Origin of the sequence: Pseudomonas sp. BN414, from assembly GCF_029871275.1 — a bacterium.
GTDB lineage: Bacteria > Pseudomonadota > Gammaproteobacteria > Pseudomonadales > Pseudomonadaceae > Metapseudomonas > Metapseudomonas resinovorans_C.
This window is the reverse complement of sequence record NZ_SSOL01000049.1, coordinates 47,155-70,655: the sequence shown is the minus strand read 5'-3', so window position 1 is coordinate 70,655 and position 23,501 is coordinate 47,155. Positions and strand designations below refer to the sequence as shown.

At 64.7% G+C, this 23,501-nt stretch carries 21 protein-coding genes; 14 read left to right on the top strand and 7 right to left on the bottom strand.

Annotation, left to right across the window (positions count from 1 at the left end; genetic code table 11):
- A partial coding sequence (locus E8E95_RS09700; RefSeq protein ID WP_280349636.1) for an IS3 family transposase occupies positions 1–868 on the top strand: 868 nt, incomplete at its 5' end.
- A gap of 119 nt (positions 869–987) precedes the next feature.
- Here E8E95_RS09700 and E8E95_RS09695 read toward each other — a convergent pair.
- From E8E95_RS09695 to E8E95_RS09670, 6 genes are all read right to left on the bottom strand, one after another.
- Positions 988–1,893, bottom strand: a complete 906-nt coding sequence (locus tag E8E95_RS09695) for a hydroxymethylglutaryl-CoA lyase (protein ID WP_280349635.1) — start codon at positions 1,891–1,893, stop codon at positions 988–990.
- 175 nt (positions 1,894–2,068) lie between these two features.
- On the bottom strand, positions 2,069–4,012 hold the full coding sequence (locus E8E95_RS09690) for an acetyl/propionyl/methylcrotonyl-CoA carboxylase subunit alpha (RefSeq protein ID WP_280349634.1): 1,944 nt from the start codon (positions 4,010–4,012) through the stop codon (positions 2,069–2,071).
- 2 nt (positions 4,013–4,014) lie between these two features.
- Positions 4,015–4,809 (bottom strand): gamma-carboxygeranoyl-CoA hydratase, encoded by a 795-nt coding sequence (locus tag E8E95_RS09685; RefSeq protein ID WP_280349633.1) that lies wholly within the window; start codon positions 4,807–4,809, stop codon positions 4,015–4,017.
- A gap of 101 nt (positions 4,810–4,910) precedes the next feature.
- On the bottom strand, positions 4,911–6,518 hold the full coding sequence (locus tag E8E95_RS09680; protein ID WP_280349632.1) for a carboxyl transferase domain-containing protein: 1,608 nt from the start codon (positions 6,516–6,518) through the stop codon (positions 4,911–4,913).
- A gap of 108 nt (positions 6,519–6,626) precedes the next feature.
- Entirely contained in the window at positions 6,627–7,790 is a 1,164-nt protein-coding gene (locus E8E95_RS09675) for an isovaleryl-CoA dehydrogenase (RefSeq protein WP_280349631.1), read from the bottom strand.
- Between the two features lie 42 nt (positions 7,791–7,832).
- The gene (locus tag E8E95_RS09670) at positions 7,833–8,231 is read right to left on the bottom strand and encodes a MerR family DNA-binding transcriptional regulator (RefSeq protein ID WP_280349630.1); all 399 of its coding nucleotides are present in this window, start codon (positions 8,229–8,231) and stop codon (positions 7,833–7,835) included.
- Positions 8,232–8,449: 218 nt separating this feature from the next.
- On the opposite strand from E8E95_RS09670, the gene E8E95_RS09665 reads away from it, so the two are divergent.
- The 7 genes from E8E95_RS09665 (at position 8,450) to E8E95_RS09635 (ending at position 16,868) form a co-directional block, all read left to right on the top strand.
- Positions 8,450–10,357: a sigma-54-dependent Fis family transcriptional regulator gene (locus E8E95_RS09665; protein WP_280349629.1), complete on the top strand. Its 1,908-nt coding sequence runs from the start codon at positions 8,450–8,452 to the stop codon at positions 10,355–10,357.
- 160 nt (positions 10,358–10,517) lie between these two features.
- Positions 10,518–12,251, top strand: coding sequence for an ABC transporter ATP-binding protein (locus E8E95_RS09660; RefSeq protein WP_280349628.1), 1,734 nt, complete (start codon positions 10,518–10,520; stop codon positions 12,249–12,251).
- Positions 12,241–12,915: a peptidase S8 and S53 subtilisin kexin sedolisin gene (locus tag E8E95_RS09655; protein ID WP_280349627.1), complete on the top strand. Its 675-nt coding sequence runs from the start codon at positions 12,241–12,243 to the stop codon at positions 12,913–12,915. The genes E8E95_RS09660 and E8E95_RS09655 overlap by 11 nt, the downstream gene beginning before the upstream one ends.
- Positions 12,908–14,197 carry an FAD-dependent monooxygenase gene (locus tag E8E95_RS09650; RefSeq protein WP_280349626.1) on the top strand — a complete coding sequence of 430 codons (1,290 nt, stop codon included), beginning with the start codon at positions 12,908–12,910 and terminating at the stop codon, positions 14,195–14,197. The genes E8E95_RS09655 and E8E95_RS09650 overlap by 8 nt, the downstream gene beginning before the upstream one ends.
- Positions 14,198–14,401: 204 nt before the next feature.
- Positions 14,402–15,958, top strand: coding sequence for a BCCT family transporter (locus E8E95_RS09645; RefSeq protein WP_280349625.1), 1,557 nt, complete (start codon positions 14,402–14,404; stop codon positions 15,956–15,958).
- A 203-nt stretch (positions 15,959–16,161) separates the two neighbouring features.
- Positions 16,162–16,434: a hypothetical protein gene (locus E8E95_RS09640; protein WP_280349624.1), complete on the top strand. Its 273-nt coding sequence runs from the start codon at positions 16,162–16,164 to the stop codon at positions 16,432–16,434.
- Between the two features lie 41 nt (positions 16,435–16,475).
- The gene (locus tag E8E95_RS09635; protein WP_280349623.1) at positions 16,476–16,868 is read left to right on the top strand and encodes a GFA family protein; all 393 of its coding nucleotides are present in this window, start codon (positions 16,476–16,478) and stop codon (positions 16,866–16,868) included.
- Between the two features lie 18 nt (positions 16,869–16,886).
- Here E8E95_RS09635 and E8E95_RS09630 read toward each other — a convergent pair whose 3' ends face one another.
- A complete protein-coding gene (locus E8E95_RS09630; RefSeq protein ID WP_280349622.1) occupies positions 16,887–17,378 on the bottom strand; it encodes a GNAT family N-acetyltransferase in 492 nt (163 codons plus the stop codon).
- 254 nt (positions 17,379–17,632) lie between these two features.
- Here E8E95_RS09630 and E8E95_RS09625 point away from each other — a divergent pair, with 254 nt between their 5' ends.
- The 6 genes from E8E95_RS09625 to E8E95_RS09600 are packed head-to-tail and all read left to right on the top strand — an operon-like array spanning position 17,633 to position 23,098.
- The gene (locus E8E95_RS09625; protein ID WP_280349621.1) at positions 17,633–18,475 is read left to right on the top strand and encodes an STAS domain-containing protein; all 843 of its coding nucleotides are present in this window, start codon (positions 17,633–17,635) and stop codon (positions 18,473–18,475) included.
- Between the two features lie 10 nt (positions 18,476–18,485).
- Positions 18,486–18,908, top strand: coding sequence for an STAS domain-containing protein (locus E8E95_RS09620; protein WP_280349620.1), 423 nt, complete (start codon positions 18,486–18,488; stop codon positions 18,906–18,908).
- Entirely contained in the window at positions 18,871–19,266 is a 396-nt protein-coding gene (locus tag E8E95_RS09615) for an anti-sigma regulatory factor (protein WP_280349619.1), read from the top strand. Before E8E95_RS09620 ends, E8E95_RS09615 begins: the two co-directional genes overlap by 38 nt.
- Positions 19,263–20,267 carry an ATP-binding protein gene (locus E8E95_RS09610; protein ID WP_280349618.1) on the top strand — a complete coding sequence of 335 codons (1,005 nt, stop codon included), beginning with the start codon at positions 19,263–19,265 and terminating at the stop codon, positions 20,265–20,267. The genes E8E95_RS09615 and E8E95_RS09610 overlap by 4 nt, the downstream gene beginning before the upstream one ends.
- Positions 20,227–21,990, top strand: a complete 1,764-nt coding sequence (locus E8E95_RS09605) for an ATP-binding protein (RefSeq protein ID WP_280349617.1) — start codon at positions 20,227–20,229, stop codon at positions 21,988–21,990. Before E8E95_RS09610 ends, E8E95_RS09605 begins: the two co-directional genes overlap by 41 nt.
- On the top strand, positions 21,980–23,098 hold the full coding sequence (locus tag E8E95_RS09600) for a hybrid sensor histidine kinase/response regulator (protein WP_280349616.1): 1,119 nt from the start codon (positions 21,980–21,982) through the stop codon (positions 23,096–23,098). Before E8E95_RS09605 ends, E8E95_RS09600 begins: the two co-directional genes overlap by 11 nt.
- Positions 23,099–23,501 lie beyond the last annotated feature (403 nt).

Below are 23,501 nucleotides of genomic sequence, written 5' to 3'. Positions count from 1 at the left end.
TGATGTCAGACGCCCTCGATTAGTGCGCTTAGTCGAGTCATTGGGTGAGCACTATCCACGGGCAGAGCTGTGCCGGCTGTTCGGCATCAATCGCAGCAGTGTCTATGCCGCCGCCAAGTCAGCGGCTCGCGGTAATCAGCCGCACGCCAGGTTGCGACAGCGCTTGGTGGAGCTGCATGTCCAGAGTCGGCGTTCGGCAGGCGCCCGGACGCTCGCGGCGGCTTTGCGCCAGGAAGGCTGGGCGGTGGGTCGATTCCTGGCCGGCCGTTTGATGAAGGAGGCCCAGTTGTTCAGCTCGCAACGCCGTCGACACCGTTACCGCCCAGCGGAGGGCGAGAGTGCCAAGGCGTCGAACGAGCTGGACCGACAGTTCCGCACTCACGGTCCCAATCAGGTGTGGTGCGGTGACGTGACGTACATCTGGGCCGGCGGGCGCTGGATCTACTTGGCCGCGGTCATGGACCTGTATGCGCGGCGGATTGTGGGTTGGGCAATGTCCGATCGTCCGGACTCGCAGCTCACCGGACGTGCTTTGCGCGTGGCCTATGAGGCTCGCGGTTGCCCCGGCGGCGTGCTGTTTCACTCCGACCAGGGCAGCCACTACAGCAGTCAGGAGTTTCGACAATTGCTCTGGCGGCATCGAATCCGCCAGAGCATGAGTCGTCGCGGCAATTGCTGGGACAACGCCCCGATGGAGCGTTTCTTCCGGAGCCTAAAATCCGAATGGATACCGGCTTCGGGTTACGCCAGCCAAGCCGAAGCAGAGGCTGACGTACTGCGCTACCTGACCGACTACTACAACCACCGACGGCCGCACAGCTACAACAGTTACCAGACACCGGTACAGCGCGAAGCGCTGGCTGGATAGACCTAAACCGGTGTCCAGTTTTACTTGACCACTTCAGATAGACACAGCAAAGGGAGCGCTGTGTGCTCCTTAGCGAATGAATTCGCCCCCACAGAGGAGGGGCGAATCGCGAGCTGAGGTCAGCCCCTCTTGGCCAGAATCGCCCGCGCTACCCGCGAGCCATTCTCCTTGCCGAGCACGGCGCAGATGCGCTGGCCGGCATCCACCAGCTTGCTCATGTCGATACCGGTCTCGATGCCCATGCCATTGAGCAGGTAGAGCACGTCTTCGGTTGCGACATTGCCGGTGGCGCCTTTGGCATAAGGGCAGCCGCCCAGTCCCGCGACCGAGCTGTCGAACACGGCGATGCCTTCCAGCAGGCTGGCGTGGATGTTCGCCACGGCCTGGCCGAAGGTGTCGTGGAAGTGGCCGGCGAGCTTGTCGCGCGGCACGCGGGTGCCGACCACGTTGATCAGGTGGCGGGTGGCGCCGGCGGTGCCGGTGCCGATGGTGTCGCCCAGGGAAACTTCGTAGCAGCCCATGGCGTACAGCTCGGCGGCGACGGCGGCGACCTGCTCGGCGGGCACCTCGCCGTCATAGGGGCAGCCCAGCACGCAGGACACGTAGCCGCGCACGCTGATGCCGTGGGCCTTGGCGGCTTCCATCACCGGCACGAAACGCTCCAGGCTCTCGGCGATGGAGCAGTTGATGTTCTTCTGCGAGAAGGACTCGGACGCGGCGGCGAACACCGCCACTTCCTTCACCCCGGCCTCCACGGCTGCCTCGAAACCCTTGAGGTTCGGTGCCAGGGCGGCGTAGGTGACTCCGGCCTTGCGCTGGATCTGCGCGAAGACTTCGGCCGACCCGGCCATCTGCGGCACCCACTTGGGCGAGACGAAACTGCCGACTTCGACATAGCCGAGGCCGGCTGCGGTGAGGTCGTCCACCAGGCGCACCTTGTCGGCGACGCTGATGGGTTGTTTCTCGTTCTGCAGACCGTCGCGCGGGCCGACTTCGACCAGGCGGACCTTGCTGGGAATAGTCATTGCGTCATCTCTCGATTCGGGTGTTGGGCTTCGCTGGGCTCAGCCCAACCTACGGAGTTCGGGTGCTGGACCGTAGGATGGGTCGGGCGGCGTTCCGCGAGCGGAGCGATACCCATCAACTCCGCGATGGGTATCGCAGGCTCCACCCATCCTACAGAAGCGTCATGGCGAAACCTCAGGCCTCTTCCAGCTCCACAAGCGCGGTGCCTTCGTTGACCAGTTCGCCTTCGCTGCAATACAGCGCCTTGACCACGCCATCGTGCGGCGCGCGGATGCTGTGTTCCATCTTCATGGCTTCGAGCACCACCAGGGCGGTGCCGGCTTCCACCTTCTGCCCGGCTTCCACCAGGACGCGCACGATACTGCCGTTCATGGGCGCCGTCAGCCCGCCGTGGTGGGCGTGGCTGGCTTCGACTTCTTCGATCGGGTCGACGCGGGTGACGCTGCGCAGCTCGCCGTCCCATTCCAGGTAAAGGTTTTCACCGCGACGGATCGCCAGATGCTGGCGGCGCAGGCCGTCCTGCTCCAGGGTGATCTGCTCGCCCTTGAGCTGAATCGGGCTGGCTGCGGTACCACGCAGGCGGACCACCTCGCGCTCGTCACCGCAGGTCAGATGCAGGTCGGTTTCGCTTGGTAGACCGGCACGCCAGCCGCTGTTGCGGCTCCAGGGCGAGTGCGGGTCGTCCCCGCGTACACGCTCGGCTTCGCCCTGGCGGAAGGCTTCGGCGGCCACCTGCCAGAAGGCCTGGGGCAGGGCGGCCGGGGCGGGCAGCAGTTGCTCCTGGTGACGGGCGATGAAGCCGGTGTCCAGCTCCGCATCAGCGAATGCGGGATGAGCCAGCACGCGGCGCAGGAAGGCCAGGTTGGTCTTGAAGCCGCCCACGGCGGTTTCGTCGAGCATGGCCAGCAGGCGTTGACGGGCTTCCTCGCGGTTTTCGCCCCAGGCGATCAGCTTGGCCAGCATCGGGTCGTAGAAGGGCGATACCTCGTCACCTTCGGCAACACCGCTGTCCACGCGGCGGCCGGGGCCGGCATTGGCTTCGCGGTAGAGAGCGAGGCGGCCGCTGGCGGGCAGGAAGTCCTGGTCCGGGTCTTCGGCGTAGAGGCGCACTTCGATGGCATGGCCGATCAGCGGCACCTGCTCCTGAGTGATCGGCAGCGCTTCGCCACGGGCAACGCGAATCTGCCAGGCCACGAGGTCCAGGCCGGTGATGGCTTCGGTGACCGGGTGCTCCACCTGCAGGCGGGTGTTCATCTCCATGAAGAAGAAGTCGCCGCGTTCATCCAGCAGGAACTCCACGGTGCCGGCGCCCACGTAGCCGATGGCCTGGGCGGCGCGCACGGCGGATTCGCCCATGGCCTTGCGGATTTCCGGCGAGAGGCCGGGGGCGGGCGCTTCTTCCACGACTTTCTGGTGACGGCGCTGGATGGAGCAGTCGCGCTCATTCAGGTACAGGCAGTTGCCGTGGCTGTCGGCGAACACCTGGATTTCCACGTGGCGCGGCTTGAGGACGTACTTCTCCACCAGCATGCGCGAGTCGCCGAAGGCGGACTGGGCTTCACGCTGGGCGGAGGCCAGCGCTTCGGCCAGCTCGCTTTCGCGCTCGACCACTTTCATGCCCTTGCCACCACCGCCAGCGGCGGCTTTCAGCAGCACCGGGTAGCCGATGCGCTCGGCGGCGGTGCGGAAGGTTTCCAGGTCCTGGGCTTCGCCGTGGTAGCCGGGCACCAGCGGTACGCCGGCGCTTTCCATCAGGGCCTTGGCGGCGGATTTGCTGCCCATGGCGTCGATGGCGGTGGCCGGCGGGCCGAGGAAGACCAGGCCGGCGTCGGCGATGGCGCGGGCGAAACCGGCGTTCTCCGAAAGGAAGCCATAGCCGGGGTGGATGGCCTGGGCGCCGCTGGCCTTGGCGGCGGCGATCAGCTTGTCCACCAGCAGGTAGCTTTCCGCTGGCTTTGCGCCGCCCAGGTCGACGGCGATATCGGCTTCGCGCACATGGCGGGCGTTGCGGTCGATAGCGCTGTGCACGGCGACGGTACGGATGCCCAGCGCCTTGGCGGTGCGCATCACGCGGCAGGCAATTTCGCCGCGGTTGGCGATCAGCAGGGTGGTGATCATTGTTATTGCTCCTGCCAGGACGGTTTGCGTTTTTCCAGGAAGGCGCGCAGGCCCTCCTGGCCTTCGGGGCTTACCCGGATGCGGGCGATGGCGCTTTCGGTGTAGCGGCGCAGGTTGGGGCTGAGGACACCGCTGCCGACTTCGCGCAGCAGGTCCTTGGTGGCGCTCATGGCCTGCGGGCTGTTCTGCAGCAGATTGGCGGTCCAGCTTTCCAACGCCTGGTCCAGTTCCTCGGCCGGGTAGCACTCGGCGAGCAGACCCAGTTCACGGGCACGCTCGCCGCTGAAGCGCTCGGCGGACAGGGCATAGCGGCGCGCGGCACGTTCGCCGATGGCCTGGACCACGAAGGGGCTGATCACCGCCGGCGCGAGGCCGATGCGCACTTCCGACAGGGAGAACTGTGCGTCCACGGCGCCGATGGCCATGTCGCAGCAGCTGATCAGGCCCAGCGCGCCACCGAAGGCGGCTCCCTGCACTACGGCCAGGGTCGGCACCTTGAGGTGGTAGAGGTTGTACATCAGCTCGGCCAGCTCGCGGGAGTCGTCGAGGTTGGCGGCGTAGTCGAGCTGGGCGGATTCCTGCATCCAGGCCAGGTCCGCGCCGGCGGAGAAGTGCCGGCCACGGCCGCGCAGGACCAGGAAACGTACCTTGCCGTGGTCCTTGATGGCGTCCAGGGCGAGGATCAGTTCGCGGATCATCCCGGCGTTGAAGGCGTTGTTCTTCTCCGGGCGGTTGAGCCAGAGGGTGGCGACGCCGTTGTCGGCGAAGTCCAGGTGCAGCGTGGTGAAGTCGGTCATCGTGCTCTCCTGTAGGAGCGAGCTTGCTCGCGATCAGCGGTGGTACCCGGGTTCGCCAGCAAGCTGGCTCCTACGATGGCTTCACCGGTCGCAAGCAGGGTTTACATCCGGAACACGCCGAAGTTGGTCCGCTCGATCGGGGCGTTGAGGCTGGCGGAGAGGGCGAGGCCCAGCACGTCGCGGGTCTGCGCCGGGTCGATCACGCCGTCGTCCCACAGCCGCGCGCTGGAGTAGTACGAATGCGCCTGGCGCTCGTACTGCTCGAGGATCGGCTGCTTGATGCGCGCTTCGTCTTCCGCGCTCAGGCTGTGGCCGGCACGCTCGCTCTGTTCACGCTTGACCTGGGTGAGCACGCCAGCGGCCTGTTCGGCACCCATCACGCCGATGCGCGCGTTGGGCCACATCCACAGGAAACGCGGGTCGTAGGCGCGGCCGCACATGCCGTAGTTACCGGCGCCAAAGCTGCCACCGATGATCACGGTGAACTTCGGCACCTTGGCGCAGGCCACTGCCGTCACCAGCTTGGCGCCGTGCTTGGCGATGCCGCCTTCTTCGTACTTCTTGCCCACCATGAAGCCGGTGATGTTCTGCAGGAACAGCAGCGGGATGCCGCGCTGGCAGGCCAGTTCGATGAAGTGCGCGCCTTTCTGCGCGGCTTCGGCGAAGAGGATGCCGTTGTTGGCGAGGATGGCGATGGGGTAGCCGTGCAAGTGGGCGAAGCCGCAGACCAGGGTGGTGCCGAACAGCGCCTTGAACTCATCGAACTCGGAGTCGTCCACCAGGCGGGCGATGACTTCGCGCACGTCGAAGGGCTGCTTGGCGTCAGCCGGGATCACGCCGTACAGCTCGTCACTGGCGAAGCGCGGGGCGAGCGGGGCACGCAGGTTCAGCTCGCCGGCCTTGCGCCAGTTGAGGTTGGCGATACTGCGGCGGGCCAGGGCCAGGGCGTGTTCATCGCTTTCGGCATAGTGGTCGGCCACGCCCGAGGTCTTGCAGTGCACATCGGCGCCGCCCAGCTCTTCGGCGGTCACCACTTCGCCGGTGGCGGCTTTCACCAGCGGCGGACCGGCGAGGAAGATGGTGGCCTGGTTGCGCACCATGATGGTTTCGTCGGACATCGCCGGCACGTAGGCGCCGCCGGCGGTGCAGGAGCCCATGACCACCGCGATCTGCGGAATGCCCATGGCGCTCATGTTGGCCTGGTTGAAGAAGATGCGGCCGAAGTGCTCGCGGTCGGGGAACACGTCTTCCTGGCGCGGCAGGTTGGCACCACCCGAGTCCACCAGATAGATGCACGGCAGGCGGTTCTGCTGGGCGATGGTCTGGGCGCGCAGGTGCTTCTTCACGGTCAGCGGATAGTAGGAGCCACCTTTCACCGTGGCGTCGTTGGCCACGATCATGCATTCCACGCCTTCCACGCGGCCGATGCCGGCCACCACGCCAGCGGCGGGCACGTCTTCGCCATAGACCTCATGGGCGGCGAGCTGGCCGATCTCCAGGAAGGGCGAGCCGGCATCCAGCAGGCGGTTGATGCGCTCGCGGGGCAGCAGCTTGCCGCGCGAAGTATGGCGTTCCTGGGCCTTGGCGCCGCCGCCTTCGTGGATACGGCCGAGCAGCGAGTGCAGGGCGCCGACCTGTTCGAGCATCGCCGCGCTGTTGCGGCCGAACTCCGGGGAACGGGTATTGATCTGGGTGTGCAGGATGGCCATCTGGCGCGCTCCGTCGAGTGTCTGTGCCGCCGCTTTCCTGTAGGAGCCAGCTTGCTGGCGAAGCGTTTTCGCGAGCGAGCTCGCTCCTACAGAGTGCGACGTGGCGAATCAGCGGGTTTCGTTGTACAGCTCGCGGCCGATCAGCATGCGGCGGATTTCACTGGTGCCGGCGCCGATCTCGTAGAGCTTGGCGTCGCGCAGCAGGCGGCCGGCCGGGTACTCGTTGGTGTAGCCGTTGCCACCGAGCAGCTGAATGGTGTCCAGGGCCATTTTGGTGGCCATTTCGGCGGTGTAGAGGATCACCGCGGCAGCGTCCTTGCGCGATTCCTCACCGCGGTCGCAGGCCTTGGCCACGTTGTACAGGTAGGACTTGGAGGCATTCATGCCGGCGTACATATCGGCCAGCTTGCCCTGCACCAGCTGGAATTCGCCGATGGACTGCTTGAACTGCTGGCGCTCGTGCACGTAGGGCAGCACCACATCCATGCAGGCGGTCATGATCCCGGTCGGGCCGCCCGAGAGCACGGTGCGTTCGTAGTCCAGGCCGCTCATCAGCACGGCCACGCCACGGCCTTCCGCACCGAGAATGTTTTCCTCCGGTACTTCAACGTCCTCGAACACCAGCTCGCAGGTGTTGGAGCCGCGCATACCCAGCTTGTCCAGCTTCTGGTGGCGGGAGAAGCCCTTGTAGTCGCGCTCGACGATGAAGGCGGTCATGCCGCGCGAACCGGCGTTGACGTCGGTCTTGGCGTAGATCACGTAGGTGTTGGCGTCCGGGCCGTTGGTGATCCACATCTTGTTGCCGTTGAGCACATAGCGGTCGCCTTTCTTCTCGGCGCGCAGCTTCATCGACACCACGTCCGAGCCGGCATTGGGCTCGCTCATGGCCAGGGCGCCGACGTGTTCGCCGGAGCACAGCTTGGGCAGGTACTTGGCCTTCTGCTCGTGGGTGCCGTTCTTGCGGATCTGATTGAGGCACAGGTTGGAGTGGGCGCCGTAGGACAGGCCGACCGAGGCGGACGCGCGGCTGATCTCTTCCATGGCCACCACGTGAGCCAGGTAGCCCATGTTGGTGCCGCCGTACTCCTCTTCCACGGTCATGCCCAGCAGGCCCATGTCGCCGAACTTGCGCCACATGTCCATGGGGAACTCGTTATCGCGGTCGATCTGGGCGGCACGCGGAGCCAGTTCGGCTTGGGCGAACTGGTAGACGGAGTCGCGCAGCATGTCGATGGTCTCGCCGAGACCGAAGTTGAGGGTGGGATAGCTCATCGTTACACCTGTGCTTGTCATTGTCGGTGAGTGGGGGAGGGGTCAGGCATTGACGCCCTGTTTGCGTTCGGTTTCGGCCATCGCCGCCAGGCAGCGTTCCTCGGCCGTATCCAGTTCCAGCTGCATCTGCTGGATATCCAGCAACTGCTGTTCAAGCTGCGCGCGGCGCGCGGCGATCTTGCCCATGAAGGTTTCCAGCTGCTTGCGATTGCCGCTGCTGGGGTCGTAGAGGTCGATCAGTTCCTTGCATTCGGCCAGCGAGAAGCCGATGCGCTTGCCCCGCAGGATGAGCTTCAGCGCCACCAGGTCCTTCGGGCTGTAGATGCGTTCCTGGCCACGGCGCTCTGGGCTGAGCATGCCTTGCTCTTCATAGAAGCGGATGGCGCGGGTGGTGACGTCCAGTTCGCGGGCCAGGTCGGAAATGCTGTAAGTGGTGGGCATGGAAGAGCCGTCTCTGTGTTTACCTTTACGTTAACGTAAACCTGTGCCAACCTGACTGTCAACTACGCACCGCAACGGCAAGCGACGGCCGGAATGGCTTGATACTTGCTCCTTGCAGGGGAAGTGGCCCGCTCTTTACGGACGCGGGCCGGGGGTGTAGACATTCAAGGCGTGCGACCAACCGCCGGCCCAAGCCGGGGCGCACGCTGGAGCGAGAGATGGCGCAAGACATTCGAATAAAAACCGCTGCCGATCCATTGCACGAGTCGCGGCAGGCTCGACTGAAACTGGCCAGCGAGGGCGAGTTGCCCCAGGGCGTGCTACGCGACGAAATCGATGCCTCCTGGCGACGCAGCCTGGAGCACGGCCTCAACTGCCTGGAAGGCGATCAGGTGGGTCTGGAACAGGGCCACGACCTGCAATTGCTGCTGGACAGCAACCGCCTGCTCATCGATGCCGCCACCCCGGAGCTCGAATACCTGGTCAGCCAGCAGGGCAAGGGCGGGCTGATTATCCTCGGCGACGCCCAGGCCAACGTCCTCGCCATCGAGGGCCAGACCGAATTCCTCAAGACCTTCGGCCTGCGCGACCTCAAGCCCGGCAGTTGCTGGAGCGAATCCCTGCGCGGCACCAACGCCATCGGCACCGCAGTGGTCGAAGGGCGCCCCACGCTGATCAACTGTGGCGAGCATTACCTCGATCGCCTCAGCCCCTTTTCCTGCACCTCGGTCCCGCTGCGTGACCCGCAGGGCCGCGTGGTGGGCGTGCTCGACCTGACCCGCGAAGGCGTCATGGCGCAGCCCCAGGACAACCTCTCCACGCTGATGCTGGCGGCCGGAAACATCGAAAGCCGCATGTTCGGCCTCTGCTATCCGGACCATCTGGTGCTGGCCTTCCACAACCGCCCGCAATACCTCGGCAGCGCCTGGCACGGCTTGCTGGCGCTGAGCCTCGACGGCGAGGTTCTGGCCGCCAACGAGCGCGCCTGCGACCTCCTGCAGATACGCCGTGAATCCCTGGTGGGACGGCGTTCCAGCGACCTGATCGGCGAGCGCTCGCCGCAGTTCATCGCGCGCCTGCTACAGGGCGGCGTGAGCAGCGTGCAGACGGCCAAGGGCGAATTCTTCTTCCGTGCCTTGCAGGTGCCGCGTCACACCAACCTGAGTGGCCCTGCACCCGCTGCCAAGGTTCCGTCCGCGCAGAAGGCCCAGCTGCTGGAAGAACTGGCCGGCCGCGACAGCCGCTTTGCCCGTGCCCTGCGCATGGCCCGACAGGGGCTGGCTAACGAGTTGCCGGTGCTGCTGCTGGGCGAAACCGGCACCGGCAAGGAAGTGGTGGCCCGCGCGCTGCACCAGTCCGGCCCGCGCGCCGACAAACCTTTCGTGGCGGTGAACTGCGCCGCCATCCCTGAAGGCCTGATCGAATCCGAACTCTTCGGCTACCGCGAAGGCGCCTTCACCGGTTCGCGCCGAGGTGGCATGGTCGGCCGGCTGATGCAGGCCCATGGCGGCACCCTGTTCCTCGATGAAATCGGCGACATGCCGCTCAGCCTCCAGGCGCGCCTGTTGCGCGTGCTGCAGGAGCGCAAGGTGGCGCCGCTGGGTGCCGGGGAAGAGCAGGACATCGACGTGGCGGTGATCTGCGCGACACACCGTGACCTCAAGCGCCTGGTGCAGGAAAAGCACTTCCGCGAAGACCTCTACTACCGCATCAACGGCGTCAGCCTGCGCCTGCCGGCCCTACGCGAGCGCGACGACCTGGCGGGGATGATCAGCGGCGTGCTGCACAAGTTCGGCGCCACCAACGTCAGCCTCGACAAGGACCTCACCGAACTGCTCGCCGGCTACGACTGGCCGGGCAACATCCGCCAGCTGGAAATGGTCCTGCGCTCGGCCCTGGCCATGCGCGAGGAGGGCGAGAAAGTCCTCGGCCTCGACCACCTCACCGATAGCCTGCTGGACGAACTGACCGCCAGCTGCCGCCAGCCCGGCAGCATCCGCGAGAACGAACTGGAGCTGATCCGCGGCGCGCTGGACCGCCACCAGGGCAATGTCTCGGCCGCCGCCGATTCCCTGGGCATCAGCCGCGCGACCTTGTATCGCAAGTTGAAGCAGTTGCGGGGATGACTCGCCCAAACTGCCAATGTGGGGCTGAAACCCTGTGGGGGCGAATTCATTCGCTAAGCAGACCGCAGGTTTGCCCTGCGAGAGCGAAGGGGGCTGCGTTGCAGCCCATAGCGAATGAATTCGCCCCCACAATTGATCTGCGAATTCTGGCCGTAACTCCATGACCCGCCTCTTCCTCAAACTCGTAGAAACCAGCGACCCCGACCTGCTGCGCCGCGCCCTGGCCTGGCTCTACAGCTTCGTTCGACCCCAACTGCGCGCCATTCTGGTGCTGCTCGGCCTGTCCCTCGGCGCATCGCTGCTGGTGCTGGCCCAGCCCTGGCTGACCAAGACCCTGATCGACGATGGCCTGCTGGCCAAGGATTTCAGCAAGCTGGTGCAGGTGGCCGTCGCGATGATCGCCGTCGGGATCCTTGGCACGGTGCTGTCCGGCATCAACCGCTACCTGCACACACGGCTCTCCGGGCGCATCCTCTTCGCCCTGCGAGATGACCTTTATCGCCATCTCCAGCAACTCTCGCCAGCCTTCTACGGCCGCAAGCGCATCGGCGACATCCTGTCTCGGCTCGATGGCGACGTGGCGGAGATCCAGCGCTTCGCCGTGGATTCGATGTTCTCGGCGGTTTCCAGCGTCATCGGCCTGATCGGCGCCGTCGCGCTGATGCTGCTGCTGTCCTGGCAATTGTCGCTGCTGCTGGCGCTGTTGATTCCCATCGAAGTGCTCTGGCTGCGCTGGATGCGGCGCAAGGTGGAGCGCGAAGTGCGTAGCCTGCGTGAGCGTTCGGCGGATGTGTCGTCCTTCCTCGTGGAAACCCTGCCGGCGATGAAGTTCATCCAGGCAGCCGGCCAGCAGCAGCGCGAATCGCGCCGCCTGGAAGGGTTGGGGCAGGGCTACATGAGCCAATTGCTGCGGGTGCAGGTCACCGAATTCTTCACCCACGCCGTGCCCGGCACGCTCACCTCGCTGTCCCGTGCCTGCGCGTTCCTTATCGGCGGTTACTGGGTCATTCAGGGCACCTGGCAGCTGGGCGCGCTGATCGCGTTCTCCACCTACCTCGGCATGGCTGTGGGCCCGGTACAGAGCCTGCTCGGCCTCTATGTCGCGCTGCAACGCATGACCGTCAGCCTTGGCCGGGTGATGGAGTTGCAACAGGAACCGGTGCCGGTACGTCAGCCCGAAGCACCGAAACCCATGCCAGAGGGCAGGGGAGAGCTGCGCCTGGAAGGCGTGCACTTCGCCCATGAACAGCGTGCCGGTGCCGTGCTGCGTGGTGTGGAAGCGGTGATTCCCGCTGGCCTCAAGGTGGCCATCAGCGGCGCTTCGGGCGTCGGCAAATCCACCCTCATCGACCTGCTGCAACGCTTCTACGACCCGGACCAGGGCCGCGTGCTGCTGGATGGAGCGGACCTGCGCGAGCTGGACCTGTTCGCCCTGCGCCGGCGCATTGCCGTGGTCAGCCAGGACATCGTCCTGTTCCGTGGCACCCTGGCCGAAAACCTTGCCTACAGCGCTCCGGAGGCCAGCCGCGATGCCCTGGAACAGGTGGCGCAGCTGGCCCGGCTCGATAGCCTGATCGAATCCCTGCCGTTGGGCCTGGATAGCCCGCTGGGCGAACGTGGCCAGCAGCTTTCCGGCGGCCAGAAACAACGCATCGCCATCGCCCGCGCGCTGTTGCAGGACCCGCTCATTCTCGTGCTGGACGAGGCAACCTCGGCGGTGGACGAAGCCACTGAGCGCGAGGTGATCGCTGCCATCGACCAGCTTTTCGCCGGGCGCACGCGCATCCTCATCAGCCACCGGCCTTCCACCCTGGCCCAGGCCGACATCGCCTTCCGCCTGGAGCACGGCCAATTGCACAGTCTGGAACCCGAGCAGGTGAGCAATGGCCATTGACCTCGCCATCGGCATCGTCGACAGCGGATTCGCGCGGGAACAAGCGGGTGTCGTCGCCCAGTCGCGCCGCTTCTGGCTGGAAGGTGGGGAACTGCAGGAAGGCGACACCCAGCCCGACGCCCTTGGCCACGGCAGCGTGGTGCTGGATACCCTGACGCGACAGTGCGGCCCGGTCCGACTCTGCGTCGCCCAGGTGTTCGGCGAACGCTGGCAGACCAGCCCGCTGCAAATCGCCGCCGCATTGCACTGGCTGATCGAACAGGACGTGGCCTTGATCACTATGAGTCTCGGCCTGCGCAACGACCGACCGGTACTGCGCGAGGCCTGCGTGCTGGCCCAGGCCTCCGGCATCCTGCTTTGCGCTTCCAGCCCGGCGCAGGGCGAGCCGGTGTATCCGGCCGCCTATCCGGGCGTGATCCGTGTAACCGGCGACGCTCGCTGCGCGCCGGGGCAGTGGTCCTGGCTGAACAGCCCGCAGGCCGATTTTGGTGCGCATGTCGCGGCGGCCAATGGCGTGGCCGGCTCCAGCGTCGGTTGCGCGGCATTGAGCGGAATCATTGCCGGTTACCTGCAGTCACGTCCTGGTGCCAGTCGTGAAGCGGTGCTGGAGTGGCTGCACGAGGGGGCGGCCTACGCCGGGCCGGAGCGCCGTGGCCATGCCTGAAATTGTCGTACTCGGTGCCGGACCCGCAGGCGCTGCGGTGGCCTTGGGGCTGAAGCGGCTGGGCTACTCCGTGCGCGTGGTCAGCGAGTGGCGCCGCTTCACGGCCGTAGAAGGCGTCTCCCAGCGTGTGCTGGACGGACTGCGCCAGGCCGGCCTGCGACATGCACTTGCCTGCGCTGCCGCTCCTTCGCCACGTCGCGTCCTGTGGAATGGCGACGGCCAGTCCATCAACCAGGAATGCCTGCTGGACCGCCCGCAGTTCGATGCGGCCATACGCGAAGACCTGCGCGCGGCGGGAATCGAAGTATTGGAAGCGCGCGTGCTGAAAGTGGAAAGCACCGATGCCGGCCACCTGATCCATCTCGACGCCAGCGAACCGCTGCACGCCGACTTCCTGGTCGAGGCCCGAGGCCGTTCGGCACCGCTGGCTGGCGGCCGCCTGCGCGGGCCGGAAACCGTCAGCCTGCTCAACCAGTGGCAGGAAGCACCGGGCCATCCCGGTTCGGCGGTGGAAAGCCTGCCCGATGGCTGGGCGTGGATGGCGCGCCTGGTCGATGGCCGTTGCTACTGGCAGATCACCCTGGACGCCAGCGGCCTGCCGCCCAAGGAGCAGCTACCTGATTACTGTGCCCAGCGTCGCGCCGAATCCAGTCTGGTGCGCGAGCTGTTCGGCGACGCCGCATTGCAGCCGGCCAACCTCCATGCGCGCAGCAGCACCGCCATCCTCTTCCATGAAGCCAGCGGCTCGAACTGGCTGAGGGTCGGGGACGCCGCCATGGCCGTGGACCCGCTCTCCGGCAACGGCATCTTCCAGTCCCTGTCGTCCGCCCTGCAGGCACCGGCGGTGATCAATACGATGTTGCAATGTCCGGATCGCGCCGAACTTGCCCGACGCTTCCACCAGCGCAGGGTGGAACACCTCTTCCTGCGCTTCGCCCGCACCGGTCGCGATTTCTACGCTCTGGAGCAGCGCTGGCCCGACCAACCCTTCTGGCGCGACCGGCGCAGCTGGCCGGATGCCGAGCCCATGCATGCGGCGGCAGATTTCAGCCAGGTGAGGGTAGAGCGCGCCCCAGTCATCCACGGTGACCTGATCGACGAAGTCGAGGTGGCGGTCACCGCCGACCAGCCACTGGGCATCTGGCACCTGCAAGGTGTCGAACTCGCGCCCGTCATCATCGCTCTCCAGCGCGGAGAACTGAAGCACGCCCTGGCCGCGTTGCCAGAAGCCCAGCGGCGGATGGTGCAGGGCTGGTTGCTGGCGCAGGGCTATCGGCCCTGAAGCCCGGCGGGCTGGGACCCTCGTTCCAGAGGGCCTGAAACAAGCCTGTTCGGCTTGGGGGCTGTCGCATTTGGATCGGTGAGCATCGTCCACGCGCAAGTCGCCTTTCCCAGGTCGCGCGACCATCGCGGGGCACTGACCGTCGCCCGCCACGGCAGGTTTCACCGCTAACAAGAAGAAAGGCATTCAAGCTTGAGGAGGCCCATGCACAAGACACCTGGATCACCCGTCGACAAGGTCGTTTTCTGGGGGGCGGCTGCAATTTCAGCCTCGTTGGTCACCTGGGGGGCTCTCGCGCCCACGGCCATGGCGACGGCGTCACAGGCGCTGCTGAACACCATCATCGACTGGTTCGGCTGGAGCTTCGTGCTCTCCACGGCGTTCTTCCTGGGCTTCGCGCTGTTCCTCGCGTTCAGCCGCTTTGGCCGGATCAGGCTGGGCCAGGATGACGAAGAGCCTGAGTTCAGCACGTCGTCGTGGATTGCGATGATGTTCAGCGTCGGCATGGGAATCGGCCTCATGTTCTGGGGTGTGGCCGAACCGATCACACACTTTTCGACGCTGCCCAACGACCTGGCGCCGCCGCACTCCAGGGAGGCGGCCAAGGTGGCCATGGGTTACGCCTACTTCCATTGGGCGTTCCACCCCTGGGCGATCTACGCCATCGTCGGCCTGGTGATGGCTTACTTCTCGTTCCGCAAAGGGCTGCCGAACCTGATCTCCAGCGCCTTTACGCCACTGATCGGCGAGGCGGGCGTTCGCGGACCATTGGGCAAGTCGATCGACATGCTGGCCGTCCTGGCCACGCTTTTCGGTACCGCCACCTCCCTCGGCCTGGGCGCGCAGCAGATCAACAGCGGCCTGAACTACCTCTGGCACACCGGCGAATCGAACAGCATTGCGTTGGCGATCATCGCGGTGATGACGGTGCTGTTCATCCTTTCCGCGGTGTCCGGCGTGGGCAAGGGCGTGCAGTTCCTGAGCAACGTCAACATGGTGGTCGCGGTGTTGTTGCTGCTGTTCCTGGCGGCGGTAGGCCCCAGCGTATTCATCATGAACACGCTGGTCGCATCGATAGGCGAATACCTCCGCGAGCTGGTGCCGATGTCGTTCCGCACCGCAGCCTTCAGCGATGGCAAGTGGCTCGCTGGCTGGACCATCTTCTACTGGGCCTGGTGGATCTCCTGGGCACCCTTCGTCGGCACCTTCATCGCGCGGATCTCCCGCGGCCGCACCATTCGCGAGTTCGTCATCGGCGTCATCTTCATTCCCAGTGGGGTCACGATGGTGTGGTTCGCGATCATGGGCGGCGCGGCCCTGTACTCGGAGCTGGCAGGCGCTGGCGGCATCGCCGCCGCGGTGAACGACCAGGGACCGGCGGTGGCGCTCTTCACCTTGCTGGGCCAGTACCCCGCCGCGGCACTCACGTCGTTTGCCGCCATCGTGCTGGTCGGCGTGTTCTTCATCTCGGGAGCCGACGCGGGCTCCATCGTCATGGGCATGCTCTGCGCGCGCGGCAGCCTGAAGCCGCCGGGTTGGCTGGTGGTGCTGTGGGGCACGTTGAGCAGTGCGGCGGCTTCGGTGCTGCTGGTGATGGGCGGCCTGGTCGCACTGCAGACCGCAGCCATCATCTTCGCCGCGCCGTTCCTGGCGGTGATGTTGGGGTTGTGCGTGTCGCTGTGGAAGGCACTGCTGAGCGAGCGGCAGGTGAGCGTGGTGCATGAGCCGCTTGCTTTTGAACTTGGTGAACCACGTCCTTAGGGCCCTGTGACGATTCGGCAGGCGGCCGTTTTGTAGGAGCGAGCTTGCTCGCGAAAGACCGTGCTCGGACCCTTCGCGAGCAAGCTCGCTCCTACCAAGGCATCAGCCAGGCAGACGAACGGTGCGAGATCACACGGAGCAGATGCAGCGAATCCCGTTGTCTAAATTGCCTTGATGGCCGCAGGATCGCGTCCGGAGGCAGCATGAAGCGCCTGCTTCAACAACGTCTTCAAACCCAAGTGGATTTGGTGCTGCCTGGGTTCGAGGTCCTTTGCGAGTTCGGTTTGGGCCAAGTCATCGAGATCCGTCTGCGGCGAAGCAGCTCGCAAGAGTCGATACGCATAACGGGCATCAGGATGGCCGAACTCCGAGGGCCGGGAGCACTTGATAGGACGGTCGAGCAGCTCTTGTTCGAGATTCAGGCCGTTGTCGGAGAACTGCCAGCCGAGGACCCGGGGGAGAGGCAGTCCGGCTGACCGGGTTGCAGACCTTCCCGCCGCTTCAGAGGAGACGCAGCATGGACCGATTCACCGGCGGTTGCCTCTGCGGCAATGTCCGAATCGTGGCGTCGGGGCTGCCGTACCGAGTCGGCCTTTGTCACTGCCTCGATTGCCGCAAGCATCATGGAGCCCTGTTCAACGCTTGCGCGGTGTTCCCCCAGGAAGCGGTGACCATCGACGGCGAAACCCGTGATTATGCCGGCCGATTCTTCTGTCCCCGCTGTGGCTCCTCCGTCTTTGCTCGCAGCTCAGACGAAATCGAAGTTCACCTGGGCGCCCTGGATGCCCCCGACCAACTGATGCCGACCTACGAAAGCTGGATCGTCCGGCGCGAATCCTGGTTGCCGGCATTCCCGCTTGCACGACGCTACGAGCGTGATCGTGACCCCTCCGGGCGCTTCGAGGAGTAGGGCGGGGCAGCAACTCGGTCAGCCGATTGCCTTGGCCATTTCACTGGTCGCGGCCCAGCCCAGCTCTTCGTAGACCGGTCTGCCTGCCTCGGTCGCGTGCAGCACGGCGAAGCTCAGTCCGCGCTGTTCGAACTCGGCTTCCGCCAGCCTCATCAACGCGGAAGCCAGGCCCCGCCGTCGATAGGCCGGTTCGACGAACACATTCAGCACATAGCCGCGCTGGTCCCGATCCGGATGGGCCGGATGGGGCGGCCAGTCGATACTCATGAGGCCTATCGCGGCCACGGGCTGTCCCTCGTCCATCAGTGCAAACCCGTAGTAACGGCCATCGGCCAGGCGCTCGTGCAGCCAGGGGCGGAAGTGCTCGGTCATCACCCGCAAACCCGACGGAACGCCCCCCGCCTCGAGGAACATGGCTTCGCGATGCCGACAAATCATCGGCACGTCTTCCGGCTGAAGTCGACGTGCCTCCAGCCCTGAAAAATCGATGTCAGCGGGAATCTTTTTCATTGCACGAACCGGGTACGGAGTTGTCGATCCTAGGGCGGAGCACAGGTCAGTGATAGGTCCAGATCGAAGCTGAAATCTCCATACAGCGACCGGGGCGCGAGTTGCGAGTCGTGGACTGCCAACCGTCTGCATCGAGCGCACCGGCTGGCATATGGTCGGTCCTAACCTACTGTTACTGGACCCTCTCCAGGCTGATCCGCGGCGATCAATTTCGGCCGTGAATGCGGTAATCCCATCTCAGCAGGAACAAAACAATGTCCATGTCTTTGCTTGCCGAGCTTTTCAAGCGGAACGAAGAGCAACTGTTGGAGAAGTGGATGGCGGCCCAGCGGGCAGCCGGGATTCGCCTGGACCTGGTCGACGAGCGGGCGGTAGAGGAAAACTCCCGTGAGCTGCTCAAGGCCTTCACCATGGCCCTGGCACAGGGCGCCGGCAGCTTCGATGCAGCCGCGTGGCAACCGCTGAAACTGCAGCTCGAGCGCCTGTCTGTGGCCCAGGCCCGCCAGGGTTTCAGCCCTTCGGAAACCGCCACATTCGTTTTCTCGCTCAAGGAACCGCTGTTCGAGCTGATGCAAGGGCAGGTTGGCGACTCCGGCGAAACGCTCTGGCAAGTCAGCAGGTTGATCGATCAGCTCGGCATGTTCAGCGTCGAGTACTACATGGCCGGGCGGGAAACGGTGATCCGCGAGCAGCAGGAGAGCATGCTGGAGCTGTCCACCCCGGTGGTCCAGCTGTGGGACGGCGTGCTCGCCATACCCCTGATCGGCGCGCTGGACAGCAACCGCACGCAGATCGTGATGGAGGCCTTGCTGGAGAAGATCGTCGAAACCGAGTCGGACATCGCCATCATCGACATCACCGGCGTGCCCACCGTCGACACGATGGTCGCCCAGCACCTGCTCAAGACCATCACCGCCGCCAAGCTGATGGGTGCCAAGTGCATCATCAGCGGCATCCGCCCGCAGATCGCGGCGACCATCGTTCACCTGGGCGTAGAACTGGGCGATGTCGTGACCAAGGCTTCCCTGGCGGACGCCTTCAAGATGGCCCTGAAGCAGATGGACATGCGCGTGGTCAGCAGCACCGGGTCTCGCTGAGGAAGCCAGCATGGTAGATCGCATCCCGATTCTCAAAATGGGCAAGTACCTGCTGCTCAGCATCCAGGTCGACATGCACGATCAACTGGCCATGGACCTGCAGGAGGACCTGACGGACCAGATCGTGCGGCACCGGGCGAAAGGCGTGCTGATCGACATTTCCTCCCTGGAAATTGTCGACTCCTTCATCGGGCGCATGCTTTCCCACATCGCCAACGTCTCGCGGATTCTCGACGCCAAGGTGATCGTCGTCGGCATGCAGCCGGCGGTGGCGATCACACTGGTGGAACTGGGGCTCTCGCTGGAAGGCATCGCCACGGCACTGAACATCGAGAAAGGCATGCGCTGGCTCGAAACCAGCCTGAGCGAAGACGACGCGCCCTGGGAGCACGAACGTGACGACACAGACGCTCCCCCTGAAGCAGGAAACTGACATCGTTGTCGTCCGCCAGCAGGTTCGCAAAGCCGCCGCGCAGGCCAATCTCGGGCTGGTCTCGCAGACCAAGATCGTTACCGCAGCCAGTGAAATAGGGCGCAATGCACTGCTCTATGGCGGTGGTGGTGAATGCGTTATCGAGATCACCCAGCGTGAGGCACGTGCAGCGCTGCGTCTGGTCATCACCGACCAGGGCCCCGGCATAGCGGATATCGAGCAGGCCCTGCGCGATGGTTACACCTCGGGCAATGGGCTGGGGCTGGGGCTCAGCGGTTCACGACGGCTGGTCGACGAGTTCTCGATTCGCAGCGAGCTCGGCAGTGGTACCACGGTTGAAATGTGGAAGTGGAAATGAACGGCCAGGCCACGCAGGTTCATACCGTTACCCATCTGGCCCATGCGGACGCCGTGCGCCGCTCGATAGTCAGCCATGCGCGTCAGGTATGTACTGACGAATCGGTGCTGGACCGCCTTACCGTGGTGATCCAGGAAATGGCGCGTAATCTGGTGATTCACGCCAAGGGCGGTGAAATCCTCTACGCCCAGGACCCGAATCGCCTCGAACTGCTTGCCGTCGACCGGGGGCCAGGCATGGCCGATGTGGCGCGCTGCCTGGCCGACAGCTACTCCACCAGCGGGACCATGGGCACCGGCCTCGGGGCGATCAGCCGGCTCTCCGACCTGTTCGACATTTACTCCCAGCCGGGTCGGGGCACCACCGTGCTGGCGCAGTTCCAGCTGCAAGCAACGGCGAGCGAGTGGCTGGTGGGCGGCATCTGTACGCCCTATCCGGGTGAAGCGGTCAGCGGCGACGCCTGGGCCGTCAAGGGCAATCGGGTGATGGTGTGCGACGGCCTTGGTCACGGACATGCCGCCCATGAGGCCAGTAACAGGGCGTGCCAACTGTTCCTCAAACATGACCTGAACCTCTCGCTGGAAACCCTGCTCGAATGTTTGCATCGGGCGTTGATGGCCACTCGAGGCGGAGCGGTGGCATTGACCGAAGTCCTGCCCCATCAGGCCCTGGTGCGCTTTTGCGGGATGGGCAACATTGCCGGCGTATTGCATGACGGACGCAGCCGCAACATGGTTTCCGGCAATGGCACCGTGGGCTATCGGATCGGGACAATCCGCAGCTTCAGCTATCCGTGGACGCCCTCTACCGTGGTGCTGCTGGCCTCCGACGGGATCAGCACCCGCCATGACCTGGCCAGCTATCCTGGCCTGGCGATGCGCCATCCTGCGGTAATCGCCGCGGTGATTCACCGCGACTTCAAACGCCATAACGACGACGCCACCGTGGTAGTGACCCGATATGCAGAAGAAGCAACGCATCGCCAGCATCCACATCCGTGAGGAAGTCGATGTCGTTGCCTGCCGCCAGAGTGCCCGGCGCGTTGCCGGCTGGCTCGGCCTGCCGCAGCTCGAACAGATCCGCTTCGCCACGGCCGTTTCGGAGCTGGCACGCAACATCTTCCAGTACGCCGGCGGGGGCGCTTTCCATTTCGATCTTTCCGCGGACACCCGTGGCCAGTTGAGTCACCTGTGTTTCGAAGCCGTTGACCAGGGCCCGGGAATTGACCAGATCGAGCAGATTCTCGACGGCAGCTATGTCTCGCCCACCGGCATGGGGCTCGGCTTGCGGGGCGCACAGCGGCTGATGGACGAATTCGAGATTCGAACCTCGCCCAATGGAACGCACATTCGTGCACGCAAGGTGATTTTCCCTGCGCGCCCCTTTCCTTCCTCGTCGCAGACCAACGAAATTCGTGCCCAGCTGCAGGCCGAAGGTGCGGCTGACCCCTATATCGAGCTTCAGGTGCGCGGTACCGAGTTGCTGCTCACCACATCGGAATTGCAGAACAAGCAGATCGAGCTGGAAGCCATCAACCTGGAGCTGGAAAACACCAACAAGGGGGCGGTCGCCCTGTATTCCGAACTGGAGAAGGCCAACGAGGAGGTGCGCGAGGCCAGTGAGTCGAAGAGTCGCTTCTTCACCAACATGACCCATGAGATCCGCACGCCGATCAATATCGTCGAGAACATCAGCAAGCTGCTGCTCCAGGGTGTCGACGGCCCGCTCAACGAGGAGCAGTACAAGCAGGTGACCTTCATCAGCGAAGCCGCCGCCGAACTCTCGGCAGTGGTGAATGACCTGCTCGATCTGTCGAAGGCCGAGTCGGGACGAATCGAGATTATTCCCGTGCGTTTCACCCTCGATGATTTCGTCCATGAGCTGCGACAGTTCACCAGTGCCATCGCCTTGCGCTTCGCGTTGCTGCAGTGGGAAGTGGACAGCGCGCCTTGCGACGTGGAGCTGGAGACCGACCGGCACAGGTTGTTCCAGATCATGCGCAACCTGATCGACAACGCCTTCAAGTACACCCCCAGTGGCAAGGTCTGCGTGCGCATTTACCGCCCGGACGAGCAGAGCGTGGAGTTCCTGGTGGAAGACACCGGCATCGGCATCGCGCCGGAAAATCACGTCCGGGTGTTCGAGGAGTTCCTGCGGGTGCGTGGCCAGGACCAGGCCAAGGTCCAGGGTACCGGCCTCGGACTGCCGCTGGCTCAGCGCCTGGCGAGACTGCTGCACGGCGACATCAGCCTGGACAGCGAGTTGGGGCGGGGCAGCCGGTTCCTGCTGCGCATCGCTCGCTTTCACGAGCAGGCCGACAGCGAGCCGCAAACCCTCGACCTTTCCGCCGTCAGCATCCTGCTGATCGACGACAGCGAGGCGGATCGCTACTACCTCGCGCGACTGCTACAGCCCTATCACCCCGTGATCTTCGAGGCCGCCAATGCGGCATCGAGCATCGACAAGCTGTTCGCCGTGCGGCCGGACATCATCTTCCTCGACCTGGACCTTCCCGACATCGCTGGGGAGGACCTGCTGGAAAGCATGGATTGGAGCCTGCATGCCAGGGTGCTGATCTGTACCGCCAAGATTCTCGACGAGGCGAGCCTGGAGCGGCTCGGCCGTCAGAGTCGGGCGATCCTGCAAAAGTCCCAGCCGGACTACAGCGAGCAGGTTCTGCACCATGTGCGGCGCCTGACGGAGGAACAAAGCGATGGACACTAAGAGAGTCCTGATCATCGACGACCTCGAAGCCAACCGCTATGTACTGCGCAAGATCGTCACCAACGACCCGGGTTTCGAGATCATCGAGGCGAGAAACGGTGCTGAAGGCCTTGCCCTGATGATGCAAGGCGTCGATCTGGTGATCCTCGACATCAACCTGCCCGACATGACCGGTTTCGAACTGATCCAGGTGGCCGAGAAGCAACTCGGTCCGTCGCGCCTGCCCGCGATCATCAACATCTCCGCCACCTTCGTCAGTAGCAGCGACAAGGCCAAGGGGATCAACACTGGTGCCAGGGCCTACCTGACCCACCCGATCAACCCCGAGGAGGTGATGGCTACTATCGCTAGCCTGATGAAGAGCAACAGCCGCGTCGAAAGGCTCGAGCGGCAGCGCAATCGGGCAAAGGCGCGCAACGAGCAGCTGAGCAGGGAGAAAATCATGCTGCAGCGCTTCATGCGCTCGTTCACCCACGACCTGCGCTCACCCTTGTCCGCTGCGGTGATGGCCACGGGGTTGATGCGCGGCAACCCATCGCGACGCACCGATGACCTCCTGGCCATCCTGGAAAACAACCTGAAGCGCATCGATGAGATGGTGGCCAACCTGCTGGACATTTCCCATGTCAGCGTAGGAGGCGGCATCAAACTGGTGGGGGCGCAGCTCGACCTGCCTTCGCTGTTGCGGGACGCCGTAGCGAATCTGGCGTTGCACTTGACCAATCCCCTGGAACTGGAAACGGACGAGGATTCCGGCGTGGTGGTCTGGGATCGGGCGGCGTTCGTGCGCATCTTCGACAACCTCGTGGGCAACGCCGCCAAGCACGGCAAGGCGGGTGCACCGATCCGCATCACCCAGACCAGCAAGGACGGTTGGGTTCATCTCACGGTATGCAACGAGGGCCTGTTTCCGGATGACGTGCTGAAGAACCTCGCCACTCCCTATTTCATCTCCACCCAGAGCGATGCGAAGGGCTGGGGGCTGGGCCTGCCTATCGTGAAGGCGCTGACCGAAAGTTTTGGAGGCGGGGTGCAATTCAGCAACACCAATGACCTGGCCTGCGTCGAGCTGCGCCTGCCGGCTGCGATCGCCTCGGTCACCCTGTAGGAACGAGCTTGCTCGCGAACAGTCCGTAGGATGGGTCGAGCGGAGCGATACCCATCAACGCCGAAGGGGCCACTGCGTGGCCTTGGCGAATGAATTCGCCCCTACAGGGCTGCGCAGGAGGTGGGCTGGGAGTCACCCCTCTCAACTTCAGGGAGAGGGGCTGGGGGAGAGGGTTGCAGGCGGCCGGCTCGGTGCCGAACCATTTCGCGAATGAATTCGCTCCCACAAGAGCGGGCAGGACTGCGTCCTGCTTAGCGATTGAAATCGCCCCCACAGGGGATATGCGTCCAGGGAGATGCGGAAGTGGGCCGAGCGTCACCCCTCGCCTTCTGGGAGAGGGGCCGGGGGTGAGGGTTGTAGCCGGCTGGCTCGGTGCCTAACCATTTCGCGAATGAATTCGCCC

Coding starts and splice junctions, on each gene's coding strand:
- E8E95_RS09685 (WP_280349633.1), bottom strand. CDS start 4,809: ATGACCGACTTCACCACGCTGCACCTGGACTTCGCCGACAACGGCGTC.
- E8E95_RS09600 (WP_280349616.1), top strand. CDS start 21,980: ATGGACACTAAGAGAGTCCTGATCATCGACGACCTCGAAGCCAACCGC.
- E8E95_RS09650 (WP_280349626.1), top strand. CDS start 12,908: ATGCCTGAAATTGTCGTACTCGGTGCCGGACCCGCAGGCGCTGCGGTG.
- E8E95_RS09660 (WP_280349628.1), top strand. CDS start 10,518: ATGACCCGCCTCTTCCTCAAACTCGTAGAAACCAGCGACCCCGACCTG.
- E8E95_RS09675 (WP_280349631.1), bottom strand. CDS start 7,790: ATGAGCTATCCCACCCTCAACTTCGGTCTCGGCGAGACCATCGACATG.
- E8E95_RS09605 (WP_280349617.1), top strand. CDS start 20,227: ATGCAGAAGAAGCAACGCATCGCCAGCATCCACATCCGTGAGGAAGTC.
- E8E95_RS09610 (WP_280349618.1), top strand. CDS start 19,263: ATGAACGGCCAGGCCACGCAGGTTCATACCGTTACCCATCTGGCCCAT.
- E8E95_RS09640 (WP_280349624.1), top strand. CDS start 16,162: ATGAAGCGCCTGCTTCAACAACGTCTTCAAACCCAAGTGGATTTGGTG.
- E8E95_RS09655 (WP_280349627.1), top strand. CDS start 12,241: ATGGCCATTGACCTCGCCATCGGCATCGTCGACAGCGGATTCGCGCGG.
- E8E95_RS09630 (WP_280349622.1), bottom strand. CDS start 17,378: ATGAAAAAGATTCCCGCTGACATCGATTTTTCAGGGCTGGAGGCACGT.
- E8E95_RS09625 (WP_280349621.1), top strand. CDS start 17,633: ATGTCCATGTCTTTGCTTGCCGAGCTTTTCAAGCGGAACGAAGAGCAA.
- E8E95_RS09645 (WP_280349625.1), top strand. CDS start 14,402: ATGCACAAGACACCTGGATCACCCGTCGACAAGGTCGTTTTCTGGGGG.
- E8E95_RS09680 (WP_280349632.1), bottom strand. CDS start 6,518: ATGGCCATCCTGCACACCCAGATCAATACCCGTTCCCCGGAGTTCGGC.
- E8E95_RS09620 (WP_280349620.1), top strand. CDS start 18,486: ATGGTAGATCGCATCCCGATTCTCAAAATGGGCAAGTACCTGCTGCTC.
- E8E95_RS09690 (WP_280349634.1), bottom strand. CDS start 4,012: ATGATCACCACCCTGCTGATCGCCAACCGCGGCGAAATTGCCTGCCGC.
- E8E95_RS09635 (WP_280349623.1), top strand. CDS start 16,476: ATGGACCGATTCACCGGCGGTTGCCTCTGCGGCAATGTCCGAATCGTG.
- E8E95_RS09665 (WP_280349629.1), top strand. CDS start 8,450: ATGGCGCAAGACATTCGAATAAAAACCGCTGCCGATCCATTGCACGAG.
- E8E95_RS09695 (WP_280349635.1), bottom strand. CDS start 1,893: ATGACTATTCCCAGCAAGGTCCGCCTGGTCGAAGTCGGCCCGCGCGAC.
- E8E95_RS09670 (WP_280349630.1), bottom strand. CDS start 8,231: ATGCCCACCACTTACAGCATTTCCGACCTGGCCCGCGAACTGGACGTC.